This is a genomic window from Stenotrophomonas sp. Steno-Z2, from assembly GCF_056393235.1.
In genome coordinates this window covers 44,957-58,703 of sequence record NZ_JBWJOY010000009.1, presented here as the reverse complement: position 1 = coordinate 58,703, position 13,747 = coordinate 44,957, and the positions used below count along the sequence as shown (strand labels likewise).

Sequence of the window (13,747 nt, the reverse complement as noted above, 5' to 3'; positions counted from 1 at the left end):
AGGGGCATGCGGAGCGGGCTGCGCCTCTACAATGGCGCTTTGTGCCCAACGCCGGACCGCCATGCAAGACACGATCATCCAAGCCCTGCGCCGCAACGCCACCGACGACGCCGTAGCCGCGGCCCGGCAATGGGTCGGCGCCGAACCGCAGCAGCCGCAGGCCCACCGCTGGCTGGCCCTGGCCCTGCAGCAGCAGGGCGACGCCGCCGCCGCGCAGGCCAGCCTCGAGCAGGCGCTGGCGCTGGCCCCCGACGATGCCGCCCTGCACCTGCAGCATGCCGGCCTGCTGCTGGCCCAGCGCCGCATCGACGACGCCGGGCAGGCGCTGGAGCGCACCACCGCGCTCAACCCCAACGAATTTTCCGCCTACCTGATGCAGGCGCACCTGGCGCTGGCCCGCGAGGACATCGACGAGGCCGAGCGCCTGGGCCGCATGGCCGCGCGCGTGGAGCCAGACAGCCCGGAACTGGGTGCCATCGAAGGCATGGTCGCGCTGCGCCGCGGCGACGCCGACCGCGCGCTGGCGGTGCTGTCGGCCGCCAGCCAGCGCCTGCCCGACGACCCGCGCGTGCTCTATGCGCTGGGCTTCGCCTACCTGGCCAAGGACCTGCTGGCCTTCGCCGAGCAGGCCTTCCGTCGCGTGGTCGAACTGAATCCGTCCAACCGCGCCCTGCAGGGGCTGCTGGTGCAGCTGGCCTTGCGTCAGGGCCACCCGGACCGCGCCGCCGAGGTGATGCGGCAGGTGCTGTCCACGCGGGAAGGCGACACCCCGGGCATGCGCCGCCTGGCCGGCGAACTGGAACTGGCCTCCGGCCAGCCGCTGCAGGCGCTGGACCACCTGCGCCCGCTGCTGGCCGAACTGCCCGGCGACCGCGCCACCCTGCAGATGCTGCTGGTCGCCTGGCAGCGCCTGGGCCGCGAGGACGAGGCGCGCGGCGAGCTGGACGCGGCGCTGGCCGCGCACCCGCAGCTGCACGACCTGTGGCTGGCGCGGCTGGCGGTGGCGCCGGTCGGCAGCCCGGAAGCGGTGGACGTGGTCGAGCGCTGGCTGGCGGCGATGCCCGACCACCTGCCGGCGCTGGAAGCGCGCCTGCGCCTGCACGACATGAACGGGGAAGCCGATGCCGCCGAAGCGCTGGCGCGGCGCATCGTCGCCCTGGAACCGGGCCGCGTCAGCGGCGAGCAGCGCATCGTCGAAGCCCTGCTGGCGCGCGAGCCGGCGGCGGCCATCGCCCATGTGCAGGCCCTGGTCGACACCGCCCCGGAAGCCGCGCAACCGGAACTGCGCGTGTGGCTGGGCGCGGTGCAGGACCGCGCCGGCGAGCCGGCCGCGGCGCTGGCCACCTGGCTGCGCCTGCATGGCGAGCTGGCGCCGTCGCGCCTGCCGCTGCCGCCGCAGGCCAGGGCCCCGGCCGAATGGCCGGCGCTGGGCGAGGTGGCGCAGGACAACCCGCTGCGGCCGCTGTTCGTCTGGGGCGCGCCGGGCTCGGGCGTGGAGCGCGTGGTGGCGGTGATGGCCGCCGGCAGCCAGGTGCTGCGCGGCGACCGCTTCGGGCCGAACCCGCCGGACGACGCCTTCCAGAACTTCCACACCCTGCAGCGCCTGGCCGAGGACACGCTGAGCCCGGCGCAGTTCGTGCAGCAGTGGCGCGACGCGCTGCCGGCGCGCGGCATCGCCGACGGCAACGTGATCGACTGGCTGCTGTGGTGGGACAACGCCCTGCTGTGGGCGCTGCGCCCGCAGCTGCCGGAAGGCCGCCTGGTGATCGCCGTGCGCGACCCGCGCGACATGCTGGTCGAATGGCTGGCGCTGGGCGCGCCGGCGCCGCTGGCGCTGACCTCGGCCGACGAGGCCGCGCGCTGGCTGGCGCGCGCGCTGGAGCAGGTGGCCGACCTGCACGAGCAGGACCTCTACACCCACCTGATCCTGCGCATCGACGACGCGGTCAACGACCCGGCGGCGATGGGCAACCTGCTGGAACAGGCCTTCGGCCTGCGTTTCCCGCCGGTGCGCAGCCTCGGCCCGGCCACCATCGAAGCCGGCCACTGGCGCAGGTATGCCCAGGTGCTGGCGGCCGAGTTCGCGCACCTGGCCCCGGTCGCCGCGCGCCTGGGCTATCCCGACGCCTGAGCGCGCGATCCACCCGTAATGGCAGGCGCCGGCCGCGGCCGGCGTTTCCCCCGAGGAGAAGGCAATGAAACTGAGCAGCCAGAGCTTCGACAATGGCCGGCCGATCCCGGCCGAATTCGCCGCCGGCGACGCCAGCGGCTTCGCCGCCAACCGCAACCCGCAGCTGGCCTGGAGCGACGTGCCGGACGGCACGCGTTCGTTCGTGCTGGTGTGCGTGGACCCGGACGTGCCGACCGTGCCGGCGCTGGTCGGCCGCGACGATGTGACCGTTCCGCTGGACCAGCCGCGTGGCGATTTCATCCACTGGGTGATGGTGGACATTCCCGCCTCGCTGCGCGAAATCGCCGCCGGCAGCTGCAGCGAGGGCTTCACCGCGCGCGGCAAGCAGCCGCCGGCGGGCCCGGCAGGCACGCGCCAGGGCGTGAACGACTACACCGCCTGGTTCGCCGGCAATCCGGACATGGCCGGCACCTATCGCGGTTACGACGGCCCGTACCCGCCGTTCAACGACGAGCGCGTGCACCGCTATTTCTTCCGCCTGTTCGCGCTGGACGTGGAACGCCTGCCGGTGGAAGGCGACTTCACCGCCGCCGACGTCTACCGCGCCATGCACGGCCACGTGCTGGCCGAAGCGGCGCTGCACGGCACCTACACGCTCAACCCGGCCCTGGCCTGACCTTCGCCGGACAAAAACGAAGGGCGCCGCAAGGCGCCCTTCGTCGTTCCCAGCGGTAGCGGTGCCGGTTACTTCTTCACCGTTTCCGAGCCGACCACCATGTCCAGCACGTAGGCCTGCGACGGCGCGTCGGCCGGCGGGTTCTTCACCGCATAGCGCTTGACCCGCAGCACGTTGCGCACGCCGTCCTCGTGGGTATAACCCTCGATGGCGTCGTAGAAATTGCTGAACTCGCCGCGCTTGCCCTGCTCCAGGCCCTTGTCGTCGTAGTGCACTTCGCGCACCTGCAGGCACTGCTTGTCGGGGATCAGCGGGTGCGGGCAGGGCCTGGTCTGCGCATCGACTTCCAGGAACACGGTCTCGCCCGGGCCGCCATAACGGGTCTCGGCGGTCGGCTCGCCGCGGAAGCTCAGCACGTCGCCGGCGGCGCTGGTCAGCCTGAGCGTGGAAGCGTCGAGCTGGTCGATCTTCAGCGTGCCTTCCAGGCGGCTGCCCACGGCCTGGTCGAGCGCCATCAGCGCCTGGTCGGCGCAGGCCATCATCGTGGAGGCCATGCGCGACACGGTGATCTCGCTGCCGGCCAGGGTGTAGCCGCCGCCCATGCGGTTGCAGGTGTTGTCCACCGACAGGCGGCCACCGGCGAAGTTCAGGGTGACCGGCTTGTCGGCGCGCACGAACAGCGCGTCGATGCGCTTGCCGGCGCTGTCGACGGCGTTGTCGAGCACCCAGTGGTTGGCGCCGAGCTGCCCGGCGTCGACCGCCGCAGCCGCGGCGGCCGGCGCGGCCGGTGCCGCGGTGTCGGCGGCCGGCGTGGCGTCGCCCTGGGCGGTGGAAGGGGTGTTGTTGCAGGCGCTCATCAGGGCGATGGGCAGGGCCAGCAGCAGGATGCGCTTCATGGGGTACTCCTTGGGAAGCAGGGGGGAAGGGGGTGGAAAACCGCCTGGAGCGGTTCGGGCATCGCATCGGCATCAGGCCGATGGGCCGCCATGGAAGGCGACCAGGCAAACGTGTGGCGCCGGCTGCAGGGGTTGCCGGCGGCCTTCCCCATTCAGTTTCCAGCAGGCAGGAACAGCAGCAGCGCGGCGCCCAACGCCAGCCTGTATACCGCGAACCACGTGAAGCGATGGTGCTTGATGTAGCCCAGCAGCCACTTCACCACCACGAAGCCGGTGAGCACGGACGCGGCGAAGGCGATGCCCACATCGCCCCAGTCCTCATGGCCGAGCCGGCCGTGCCGCGCCAGCTCCAGGAAGGCATAGGCGCTGGCCGCGAACATGGTGGGAATGCCGACCAGGAAGACGAACTCGGCGGCGGCCGCGCGCCGGCTCAGGCCCAGCAGCATGGCCAGGAAGATCGCCGCGGCCGAGCGCGAGGTGCCGGGGAATACGCCGGCCACCACCTGCGCCAGGCCCACGCCGACGGCGACCTTCCAGGTGACGGTATCGCGGTCGGGCAGGCGGGCGGCGAACCCCTCGGCCAACAGCATCCAGACGCCGCCGATCACCAGCGCCCAGGCGATCGGCGTCACCGTTTCGGGCAGTTCCCAGCCGGCCAGGCGCACCGGCAGGCCGACCGCCGCGGTCACCAGGAAGGCGGTGCCCAGCTTGAGCATGTAGTCGCGGTTGTCGCGTTCGCCCAGGCCGGTGGCCAGCGACCACAGCCGCTGCCGGAACACCAGGACCACGGCGAGGATGGCGCCGGCCTGGATGACGATGTTGAAGAAGTCCGAGCGGGCGCCCAGCCAGCGCTCGGCGATCAGCAGGTGGCCGGTGCTGGAAACGGGGAGGAATTCGGTGAGGCCTTCGAGGATGCCAAGCAGCAGGGCGGAAATCGGGTCGGACATGAGGCGGGGGAGGCAGGAGGAGCCGCAAGGATAGAGCATTGCCGGGAATGCACCTGTCTGGTGCGCATCACGCGCAGTTGCACCATATGGGTGCAACTGCGCGTGGCCCACGTGGGGATGCGCCTTGGAAAACAAGGGTTTGCACGCTCCAGGAAGTTGGCACGGCAGTTGCTGTAACCAGCGCACGCCACTCCATCCGAGGTTTTGCCCGATGTCCCTGGAAAACGTTGAGAAGCTGATCAAGGACAACCAGGTCGAGTTCGTCGACCTGCGTTTCGTCGATATGCGCGGCATCGAGCAGCACGTGACCTTCCCGGTCTCCATCGTCGAGCCGTCGCTGTTCGAGGAAGGCAAGATGTTCGACGGCAGCTCGATCGCCGGCTGGAAGGGCATCGCCGAATCGGACATGGTGCTGATGCCGGACCCGGCCAGCGCCTACCTGGACCCGTTCTACGCCGACCCGACCCTGGTGCTGACCTGCGACGTGCTCGATCCAGCCACCATGCAGGGCTACGGCCGCTGCCCGCGCGGCATCGCCAAGCGCGCCGAGGCCTTCCTGAAGTCCTCCGGCATCGCCGACCTGGCCTTCTTCGGCCCGGAACCGGAATTCTTCATCTTCGACTCGGTCCAGTTCGCCAACGACATGGGCCACACCTTCTTCAAGATCAACTCCGAGGAAGGCGCCTGGAACACCGGCAAGAGCTATGACGGCGCCAACAGCGGCTACCGCCCGACCGTGAAGGGCGGCTACTTCCCGGTGCCGCCGACCGATTCGCTGCACGACATCCGCGCCGAGATGTGCAAGGTGCTGACCCAGGTCGGCATCGAGGTCGAGGTGCACCACCACGAAGTGGCCAACGCCGGCCAGTGCGAGATCGGCGCCAAGTTCAACACGCTGGTGACCAAGGCCGACGAACTGCAGCGCATGAAGCACGTCATCAAGAACGTGGCGCACCGCAACGGCAAGACCGTCACCTTCATGCCCAAGCCGCTGGTCGGCGACAACGGCAGCGGCATGCACGTGCACCAGTCGCTGGCCAAGGAGGGCAAGAACCTGTTCTCCGGCGACGGCTACGGCGGCCTGTCGCAGATGGCGCTGTGGTACATCGGCGGCATCTTCAAGCACGCCCGCGCCATCAACGCCTTCAGCAACTCCGGCACCAACAGCTACAAGCGCCTGGTGCCGGGCTTCGAGGCGCCGGTGATGCTGGCCTACTCGGCGCGCAACCGCTCGGCCTCGTGCCGCATCCCGTGGGTGTCCAACCCGAAGGCGCGCCGCATCGAGATGCGTTTCCCCGATCCGATCCAGTCCGGCTACCTGACCTTCACCGCGCTGATGATGGCCGGCCTGGACGGCATCCGTAACCAGATCGACCCGGGCGCGCCCAGCGACAAGGACCTGTACGACCTGCCGCCGGAAGAGGAAAAGCTGATTCCGCAGGTCTGCTCCTCGCTGGACCAGGCGCTGGAAGCGCTGGACAAGGACCGCGAGTTCCTCAAGGCCGGCGGCGTGATGAGCGACGACTTCATCGACGCCTACATCGCGCTGAAGATGAAGGAAGTGACCGCGTTCCGCGCGGCCACCCATCCGCTGGAGTACCAGCTGTACTACGCCAGCTGATGCCGGGCGGCCGCCTTCGCGCGGCCGCCGCACCCCCTTGCTGCCGGCAACGGCGGCGATGGCAAAGTCCCTCCCCTCCCGCTTTGGCCATCGCCGCCCCCGGCGGCAAACCCCGCAACACCCAGGCAGTGGCAAGAGAAACCGGAAACGCGCCGCGCGGGCCAGGCTTTCCTCCCCGCGTCACGGCCCGCGGCGCATCCGGCGCACCGCCAGCGGCCGTTCCCCGGCCGCTGGATGACACGATGCCGGCCGCGACGGCCGGTCTCCTCCACATCGGGACCTGCGCATGAAACTGATCTCCGCCATCATCCGCCCGTTCAAGCTCGACGAAGTACGCGAGGCCCTGGGCGCGGCCGGCGTTTCCGGCATCACCGTCACCGAGGTCAAGGGCTTCGGCCGGCAGAAGGGCCACACCGAGCTGTACCGCGGCGCCGAGTACGTGGTCGATTTCCTCCCCAAGATCCGCATCGAAACCGCCGTCACCGACGACAACGTCGATGCGGTGATCGAAACCCTGCAGGCGGCCGCCGGCACCGGCAAGATCGGCGACGGCAAGATCTTCGTCACCCCGCTCGAGCAGGTGGTGCGCATCCGCACCGGCGAAACGGGTGCCGACGCGCTCTGAACCCCACCCCCGGATCGGCGTGGAGGACGGTTGTTCCTTCTCCCTTCGGGAGAAGGTGGCGCGAAGCGCCGGATGAGGGACGAACGGAGCCGGTGATGTTTGAACCAATGGGACTCCACTCCTCCCCGCCCCAACCCCTCCCCCGGAGGGAGAGAGGCTCCGGCAGTCGCCCTCTGCGCTGATCCACCCCCAACCGGAGTCGACAATGCGAAAGGAAATTTTCACCGGGCCCAAGGCCCGGGCTGGTGGTCCGTGCCTGTCGTCCACGCTTGCCGGCCTCGCGCTGGCACTGCTTCCCCTGGGCGCATCGGCGCAGGACGCCGCACCCGCGTTCGAGCGCGGCGACGTGGCCTGGATGCTCACCTCCACGCTGCTGGTGCTGATGATGGTGGTGCCCGGGCTGGCGCTGTTCTACGGCGGCCTGGTGCGCGCCAAGAACGTGCTGTCGGTGCTCAGCCAGGTGCTGGTGGTGTTCTCGCTGGTGCTGCTGCTGTGGGTGGCCTACGGCTACAGCGTGGTGTTCAGCGACGGCAATGCGCTGTTCGGGTCGTTCACCCGTTTCGCCTTCCTGCGCGGCTTCACTCCCGAATCGGTGGGCAACACGCCCATCGCCGGGCTGCCGGACTACCTGTTCGTGGCCTTCCAGTCCACGTTCGCCGGCATCACCACCGCGCTGATCGTCGGCGCCTTCGCCGAACGCATCCGCTTCGGCGCGGTGCTGTTGTTCTCGGCGCTGTGGTTCACCCTGGGCTACCTGCCGATGGCGCACACCGTCTGGGGCGGCGGCTGGCTCGGCGAAATGGGCGCCATCGACTTCGCCGGCGGCACCGTGGTGCACATCAACGCCGGCGTGGCGGGGCTGGTGGCGGCGTGGTTCGTCGGCAAGCGCCTGGGCTACGGCCACGTGGCCCTGAAGCCGCACAACCTGCCGCTGACCTGGCTGGGCGCCATGCTGCTGTGGGTAGGCTGGTTCGGCTTCAATGCCGGTTCGGCGGCGGCGGCCGACACGGTGGCGTCGCTGGCCTTCATCAACACCGTGCTGGCCACCGCCGCCGCGGTGCTGGGCTGGACCCTGGTGGAAGCGGTGACCAAGGGCCATCCCTCGGCACTGGGCGCGGCGTCGGGTGCGGTCGCCGGTCTGGTCGGCGTGACCCCGGCCTGCGGCACCGTGGGGCCGCTGGGCGCCATCGTGATCGGCTTCGTCACCGGCATGCTCTGCGTGTGGGGCGTCACCGGGCTCAAGCGCCTGCTGCGTGTGGACGACACCGCCGACGTGTTCGGCGTGCACGGGGTCGGCGGCATCGTCGGCGCCCTGCTCACCGGCGTGTTCAGCGCGCAGTCGCTGGGCGGCACCCGGGCCGGGCTGGATATCGCGCACCAGCTGTGGGTGCAGGCGGTCAGCATCGGCTTCACCGTGCTGTGGAGTGCGGCGGTCACCGCGCTGATCCTGCTGGCGGTGCGCGCCCTGGTCGGCCTGCGCGTGAGCGAGGATGCCGAGCGCACCGGCCTGGACATCAGCAGCCATGGCGAATCGGCCTACGAGGCCTGAGCGGGAAGAGCGGGGCGCCCGCCAGGCGGCGGGCCCCCCGGGGTCGGCAGGACAGCCGGCTTTGCACTACATTGGTGCAATGCGCGATACCGGACCCCCGCCCACCGCCGACATGCTGGCCACGCCCCTGGTGTGGGCCGCGCCGGACGGCCGTATCGCCGGGGCGAACCCGGCGTTCTGCCGCTGGCTGGGGGTCAGCGTGCGGCGCCTGCTGGGGCAGCCGCTGGCTTCGCTGGAAAGCCAGGGCGACGCGCTGGCCGGACGTCTCGCGCAGGCGGCCGCCGCCGACGCGGTGCGCCTGTCGCGGCTGGCGCTGGCGCTGCCCGGCGAACGCCCGCGTTTCGCCGAAGGCTGGCTGAGCGCGCTGGACGCCGGCGGCTGGCTGCTGGAAGCGCACCCGGTGGACGAGTTCGCCGCGCCCGATCCGGCGCAGGTGCTGCCCGGCGCCTTCGCCGCCGCGCTCAAGGGGCTGGCCCACGAACTGCGCAATCCGCTGGCCGGGCTGAAGGGCGCGGCGCAGCTGCTGGCGCGCCGCGCCAACCATCGCGACGCCGCCGAGGGTGAGCTGATCGACCTGATCGGCGCCGAGATCGAACGCCTCAACACCCTGCTCGAACAGCTGCTGTCGCCGGCGCCGCAGCGGCCGCACGCGCCGCTCAATGTCCATGCCGCGCTGGAACGCGTGCTGCGCCTGGCCGAGAACGAAGCCGGCTGGGCCCTGCAGCTGCAGCGCGACTACGACCCCAGCATTCCCGAATTCGCCGGCGACGCCGACCGCCTGACCCAGGCCCTGCTCAACCTGGTGCGCAACGCGATCCAGGCCGGCGCCACCCGCATCGTGCTGCGCACCCGCATCGAACACGGCGCGCGCATCGCCGAGCATGCCTCGCCGCTGGCGCTGCGCCTGGAAGTGGCCGACGACGGCCGCGGCGTGCCGGACGACCTGGCCGAACACCTGTTCCTGCCGCTGGTCAGCGGCCGCGCCGAGGGCACCGGGCTTGGCCTGGCGCTGGCGCAGCAGGTGGCGCGCGAACACCGCGGCACGCTGAGCTTCCGCTCGCGCCCGGGGCATACCGTGTTCACCCTGCTGCTGCCGTTGCCGGCCGCCGGCGAGGAGAAGGAGGTCACCGATGCCTGACGCGCCCGTGCCGGCGGCGACGATCTGGGTGGTGGACGACGACCGCGCGGTGCGCTTCGTCCTGACCACCGCGCTGCGTGATGCCGGCTACACCGTGGAGGGTTTCGACAGCGCCGCCGCCGCGCTCGACGCCCTGGCGCGGCAACCGGCGCCCGACCTGCTGTTCACCGACGTGCGCATGCCCGGCGACGATGGCCTGGTGCTGCTGGAAAAGCTCAAGACCGCGCTGCCGCAGCTGCCGGTGATCGTGATGTCGGCCTACACCGACGTGGCCAGCACCGCCGGCGCGTTCCGCGGCGGCGCGCATGAATTCCTGTCCAAGCCCTTCGACCTGGACGATGCGGTGGACCTGGCGCGCCGCGCGCTGCCCGAACCCGAGCTGCGCCTGGAGACGCCGCCCGCGCCCGTGCAGGACGAGCAGGCGCCGCAGCTGATCGGCGACACCCCGGCCATGCGCGCGCTGTTCCGCGCCATCGGGCGCCTGGCGCAGGCGCCGCTGTCGGTGCTGATCAACGGCGAGACCGGCACCGGCAAGGAGCTGGTGGCCAACGCGCTGCACCGCGAATCGCCGCGCGCGCGCGGTCCCTTCGTCGCGCTCAACACCGCCGCCATTCCCGCCGAACTGCTGGAGAGCGAACTGTTCGGCCACGAGGCCGGCGCCTTCACCGGTGCGGCCAGGCGCCATATCGGCCGCTTCGAGCAGGCCCATGGCGGCACGCTGTTCCTGGATGAAATCGGCGACATGCCGCTGCCGCTGCAGACGCGGCTGCTGCGCGTGCTGGCCGAAGGCGAGTTCTTCCGCGTCGGCGGACGCGAGCTGATCCATGTCGACGTGCGCGTGGTCGCCGCCACCCACCAGGACCTGGAAACGCTGGTCGGGCAGGGCCGCTTCCGCGCCGACCTGCTGCACCGGCTGGACATGGTGCGGCTGTGGCTGCCGCCGCTGCGCGAACGGCTGGACGACGTGGCGACGCTGGCCGCGACCTTCCTCGGCAATGCCGCGCGCCGCCTCGACATGCCGCCCAAGCGCCTGTCCGGCGCCGCCATGCAGGCACTGCGCCAGCACGACTGGCCCGGCAACGTGCGCGAACTGGAGAACGTGTGCTGGCGCCTGGCGGCGCTGGCGGTGGCCGACACCATCTCCGCCGCCGACGTGCAGGCCGCGCTGGCCCGTGGCGGCCGCGCGCGCGCCGGCGGTGCCGCGGTGCCGCCGGCGCAATGGGACCAGGCGCTGGCGCAATGGGCGCGGCAACGCCTGGCCGAGGGCGCCAGCGGCCTGCACGCCGAAGTGCGCGAACGCATGGACGCGGTGCTGCTGGAGGCCGCGCTGGCCGCCACCGATGGACACCGCAGCGACGCCGCGGCGCGGCTTGGCCTGGGTCGCAACACCGTCACCCGCAAGCTGGGGCCGGGGCGGAAGCGCTGACGGACGGCGGCCCTTCCCTCTGCCACAGGGGGCGGATCCGAACCTGAATGGCCGTGTATGATCGGCCTCCGATGGAGACGCAGACGCCACCTTCGGCCCGCCAAACGCAACCGTCCGCGATGCCGGCGGCGGTGCGCCATCGCCACCGCATCCGGCGTGCGGCGCCATGTTGAACGCCGATGCCTGGAACCGTCTGACCGACCTGTTCCACCGCGCCACCGAACTGCCCGAATCCGAACGGATCACCTTCATCCACGCGCATACCGGCGACGACCCGGAACTGCAGCGCGAACTCCTGGCGCTGCTCGCCGCCGACACCGACGTCACCCGATTGCGCGCTCCGCTGCGGCAGGCGGTCAAGGCCGCGGTGCAGGCCAGCGAGCCGGAGGTGATGCCCGGGACGCGGTTCGGCCCCTGGGCGGTGGAACGCATGATCGGTTCGGGCGGCATGGGGCGCGTCTATCTGGCGCGGCGCGCCGATGGCGCCTATGAGCGCGAGGTCGCGCTCAAGCTGGTGCGCGCCACGGCGCTGGACGAACGCCGCCACCGGCATTTCGAGTATGAATGCCGGCTGCTGGCGCAGATGCAGCACCCGGCCATCGCCCAGATCCACGACGCCGGCGTCGATGCGGACGGGCGCGCATGGCTGGTGATGGAATACATCCACGGGCGGCCGATCTCCGCCTGGTGCGACCAGAACCGGCTGACCCTGTGCCAGCGCGTCGAGTTGCTGGTCAAGGCCGGCGAAGGCGTGCAGCACGCGCACCAGAAGGGCGTCATCCACCGCGACCTGAAGCCGGGCAACATCCTGGTCGCCGCGGTCGACGGCCAGCCCCTGCCCAAGATCATCGACTTCGGCATCGCCATGGACGCCGAAGGCCCGGGCGAAGCGCTGGGCGGCGGTACGCCCGGCTACATGAGTCCCGAGCAGGCCGGCGCGGGCAACGACACCGACGCCCGCAGCGACGTGTATTCGCTCGGTGCCCTGCTGTACGAACTGGCCTGCGGCGCCTGCCCGGAAGCCGGAGCGCCGGTCCCGCCATCGCGGTATCTGCAGGAGCAGCCGTCGCCGCGACGGAAGGAACTGGCCGCCCTGCGCGGCAGCACGCCGCGCGGCCTGCGGCGCGCGCTGCGCGATGGCATCGACGCGATCGCGCTCAGGGCGCTGCAACCCGAACGCGCTGCGCGCTACGCCTCGGTGTCGTCGTTGCTGGACGATCTGCGGCGCTGGCTTGGCCACTATCCGCCGCAGGCCGCCGGCCCGGCGCGATGGCTGGCCGTGCGCACCTTCGTACGACGCAACCGGTTGGCGGTGGCCGCCACGTCCGTGGTGGCCGTGGCGCTGGTCGCCGGCCTGGCCGCCACCGCCTGGTCGTTGCGCGAGGCGCGCCAGGAAGCGGCGCGGGCGAAGGTGACGTCGGAGTTCCTGGCCTCGGTGCTGGACAGCGTCGATCCGGCGATCTCGCAGGACCTGGACAAGACCCTGATGCTGCGCGTGCTCGACGATGCCTCCAGGCGTGCGAAGCGGGAGTTGGCGGGCTATCCCGACATCCTGGCCGACATGGAGCTGCTCATCGGCATCAACCAGACCCACCTGGCCGAGTTCGGGCCCGCCGTCGCGCACCTGCAGGCGGTGCGCGAACTGGCCGGCCGGCATCCGCGCCAGCTCGAGTTCCAGTACCTGCGCGCGACCCAGGTGCTGGGCGATGCGCTGGTGGGGGCAGGAAAACGCAAGCAGGCCGAAGCGCTGCTCGCCGAAGGCATCGACAGGGCGCGGCGTGGCGCGCCCGGGCATCTCTGGCTCGCCCACGACATGCAGTCGCGCCGGGCAATGGTGCTCATCGACCTCGGGCGCCCGGACGAGGCATTGCGCGAGGCGCGTGCGGCGGAGGCGGGGCTCGCGCGCCTGCTGCCGGCGGACGACCAGTACCGGCTGGACGCCGAAAAGCGGCTCGCCAACGTACTCTCCAGCACCGGCGGGCAACAGCAGGCCATCGCCCTGCTGCGCGATCTCGTCCAGCGCCGTGCGCGCCTGAAGGGCGCCGACCATCCGCTCACCCTGGTCACCCGCCGCGACCTCGCCGTCGCCTACCTGTACCAGCGCGATTTCGCCGCCGCCGAGGTCCAGCTGCAGCAGGTGGTGGGCGCGTATCGGCGCCTGTATGGGGACGACAACAGCTACACCGCCTACGCCCGCGGCTTGCTCGCCAGCGCCCTGCGCCAGCAGGGCAGGCTGGAGGAATCCGGCCCCCACTACCGCGCCGCGATGGAATGGAGCATCGCCCACTCCGGCCCAGAGTCGCTGGATGCGCTCATCAACCGCCACAACCATGCCAACTGGCTGCTGGCGGCGGGCCGCACACGGGAATCGCAGCAGGAGCAGCGCGTGCTGCTGGAAATCGCCGAGCGGACGCTGTCGCGCGACCACCCGGTGACCGCCGAGATCCTGCGCGGCCTGGCCGAAGCCGAACTCGCGCTTGGCGATGTCGATGGCGCGCATGCCCATGCCCGGGCCGCGCTCGCGGCGATGCGTGCCGTCTACGGCGACGGGCGCGTCGATCCGCTGCGCAGCGTGCGCGAGACGCTGGCGAAGGTGGAAGAAGCCCGCAGCAAGGCCGCCGGTGGATCGAGGTAGGGTCGGCGTGGTGTGTCGCCCGGCTCGATACACGGGCCGGGCGGACAGCGCATCCTTGCGTGCGCGGCGCTGTCGAGGGCGCACCGGCCTCGCCGGCGCATGC

General features: G+C 71.4%; 10 protein-coding genes. 8 read left to right on the top strand and 2 right to left on the bottom strand.

Annotated features, from left to right (window positions below):
• Window positions 1-61: 61 nt before the first annotated feature.
• Together AC06FP_RS15140 and AC06FP_RS15135 are read left to right on the top strand one after the other, a co-directional pair.
• Window positions 62-2,131: a tetratricopeptide repeat protein gene (locus AC06FP_RS15140; RefSeq protein WP_478076085.1), complete on the top strand. Its 2,070-nt coding sequence runs from the start codon at window positions 62-64 to the stop codon at window positions 2,129-2,131.
• Between the two features lie 64 nt (window positions 2,132-2,195).
• Window positions 2,196-2,807, top strand: a complete 612-nt coding sequence (locus tag AC06FP_RS15135) for a YbhB/YbcL family Raf kinase inhibitor-like protein (RefSeq protein ID WP_478076084.1) — start codon at window positions 2,196-2,198, stop codon at window positions 2,805-2,807.
• A gap of 68 nt (window positions 2,808-2,875) precedes the next feature.
• Here the strand turns inward: AC06FP_RS15135 and AC06FP_RS15130 are convergent, their stop codons facing one another.
• Both AC06FP_RS15130 and AC06FP_RS15125 read right to left on the bottom strand, forming a co-directional pair.
• The gene (locus AC06FP_RS15130) at window positions 2,876-3,703 is read right to left on the bottom strand and encodes a DUF4377 domain-containing protein (RefSeq protein WP_478076083.1); all 828 of its coding nucleotides are present in this window, start codon (window positions 3,701-3,703) and stop codon (window positions 2,876-2,878) included.
• Window positions 3,704-3,855: 152 nt separating this feature from the next.
• Window positions 3,856-4,650 (bottom strand): undecaprenyl-diphosphate phosphatase, encoded by a 795-nt coding sequence (locus tag AC06FP_RS15125; protein ID WP_456117744.1) that lies wholly within the window; start codon window positions 4,648-4,650, stop codon window positions 3,856-3,858.
• Between the two features lie 211 nt (window positions 4,651-4,861).
• On the opposite strand from AC06FP_RS15125, the gene glnA reads away from it, so the two are divergent.
• The 6 genes from glnA to AC06FP_RS15095 all read left to right on the top strand — a co-directional run bounded on the left by glnA (window position 4,862) and on the right by AC06FP_RS15095 (window position 13,644).
• A complete protein-coding gene (gene glnA, locus AC06FP_RS15120; protein ID WP_456117745.1) occupies window positions 4,862-6,271 on the top strand; it encodes a type I glutamate--ammonia ligase in 1,410 nt (469 codons plus the stop codon).
• A 286-nt stretch (window positions 6,272-6,557) separates the two neighbouring features.
• Window positions 6,558-6,896 (top strand): P-II family nitrogen regulator, encoded by a 339-nt coding sequence (locus AC06FP_RS15115; protein ID WP_055772808.1) that lies wholly within the window; start codon window positions 6,558-6,560, stop codon window positions 6,894-6,896.
• Between the two features lie 205 nt (window positions 6,897-7,101).
• A complete protein-coding gene (locus tag AC06FP_RS15110) occupies window positions 7,102-8,445 on the top strand; it encodes an ammonium transporter (protein ID WP_456117746.1) in 1,344 nt (447 codons plus the stop codon).
• Window positions 8,446-8,524: 79 nt separating this feature from the next.
• Window positions 8,525-9,583, top strand: a complete 1,059-nt coding sequence (locus AC06FP_RS15105; RefSeq protein WP_478076082.1) for a two-component system sensor histidine kinase NtrB — start codon at window positions 8,525-8,527, stop codon at window positions 9,581-9,583.
• Window positions 9,576-11,009, top strand: a complete 1,434-nt coding sequence (gene ntrC / locus AC06FP_RS15100) for a nitrogen regulation protein NR(I) (RefSeq protein ID WP_478076081.1) — start codon at window positions 9,576-9,578, stop codon at window positions 11,007-11,009. Before AC06FP_RS15105 ends, ntrC begins: the two co-directional genes overlap by 8 nt.
• A gap of 166 nt (window positions 11,010-11,175) precedes the next feature.
• Window positions 11,176-13,644: a serine/threonine-protein kinase gene (locus AC06FP_RS15095; RefSeq protein ID WP_478076080.1), complete on the top strand. Its 2,469-nt coding sequence runs from the start codon at window positions 11,176-11,178 to the stop codon at window positions 13,642-13,644.
• Window positions 13,645-13,747 lie beyond the last annotated feature (103 nt).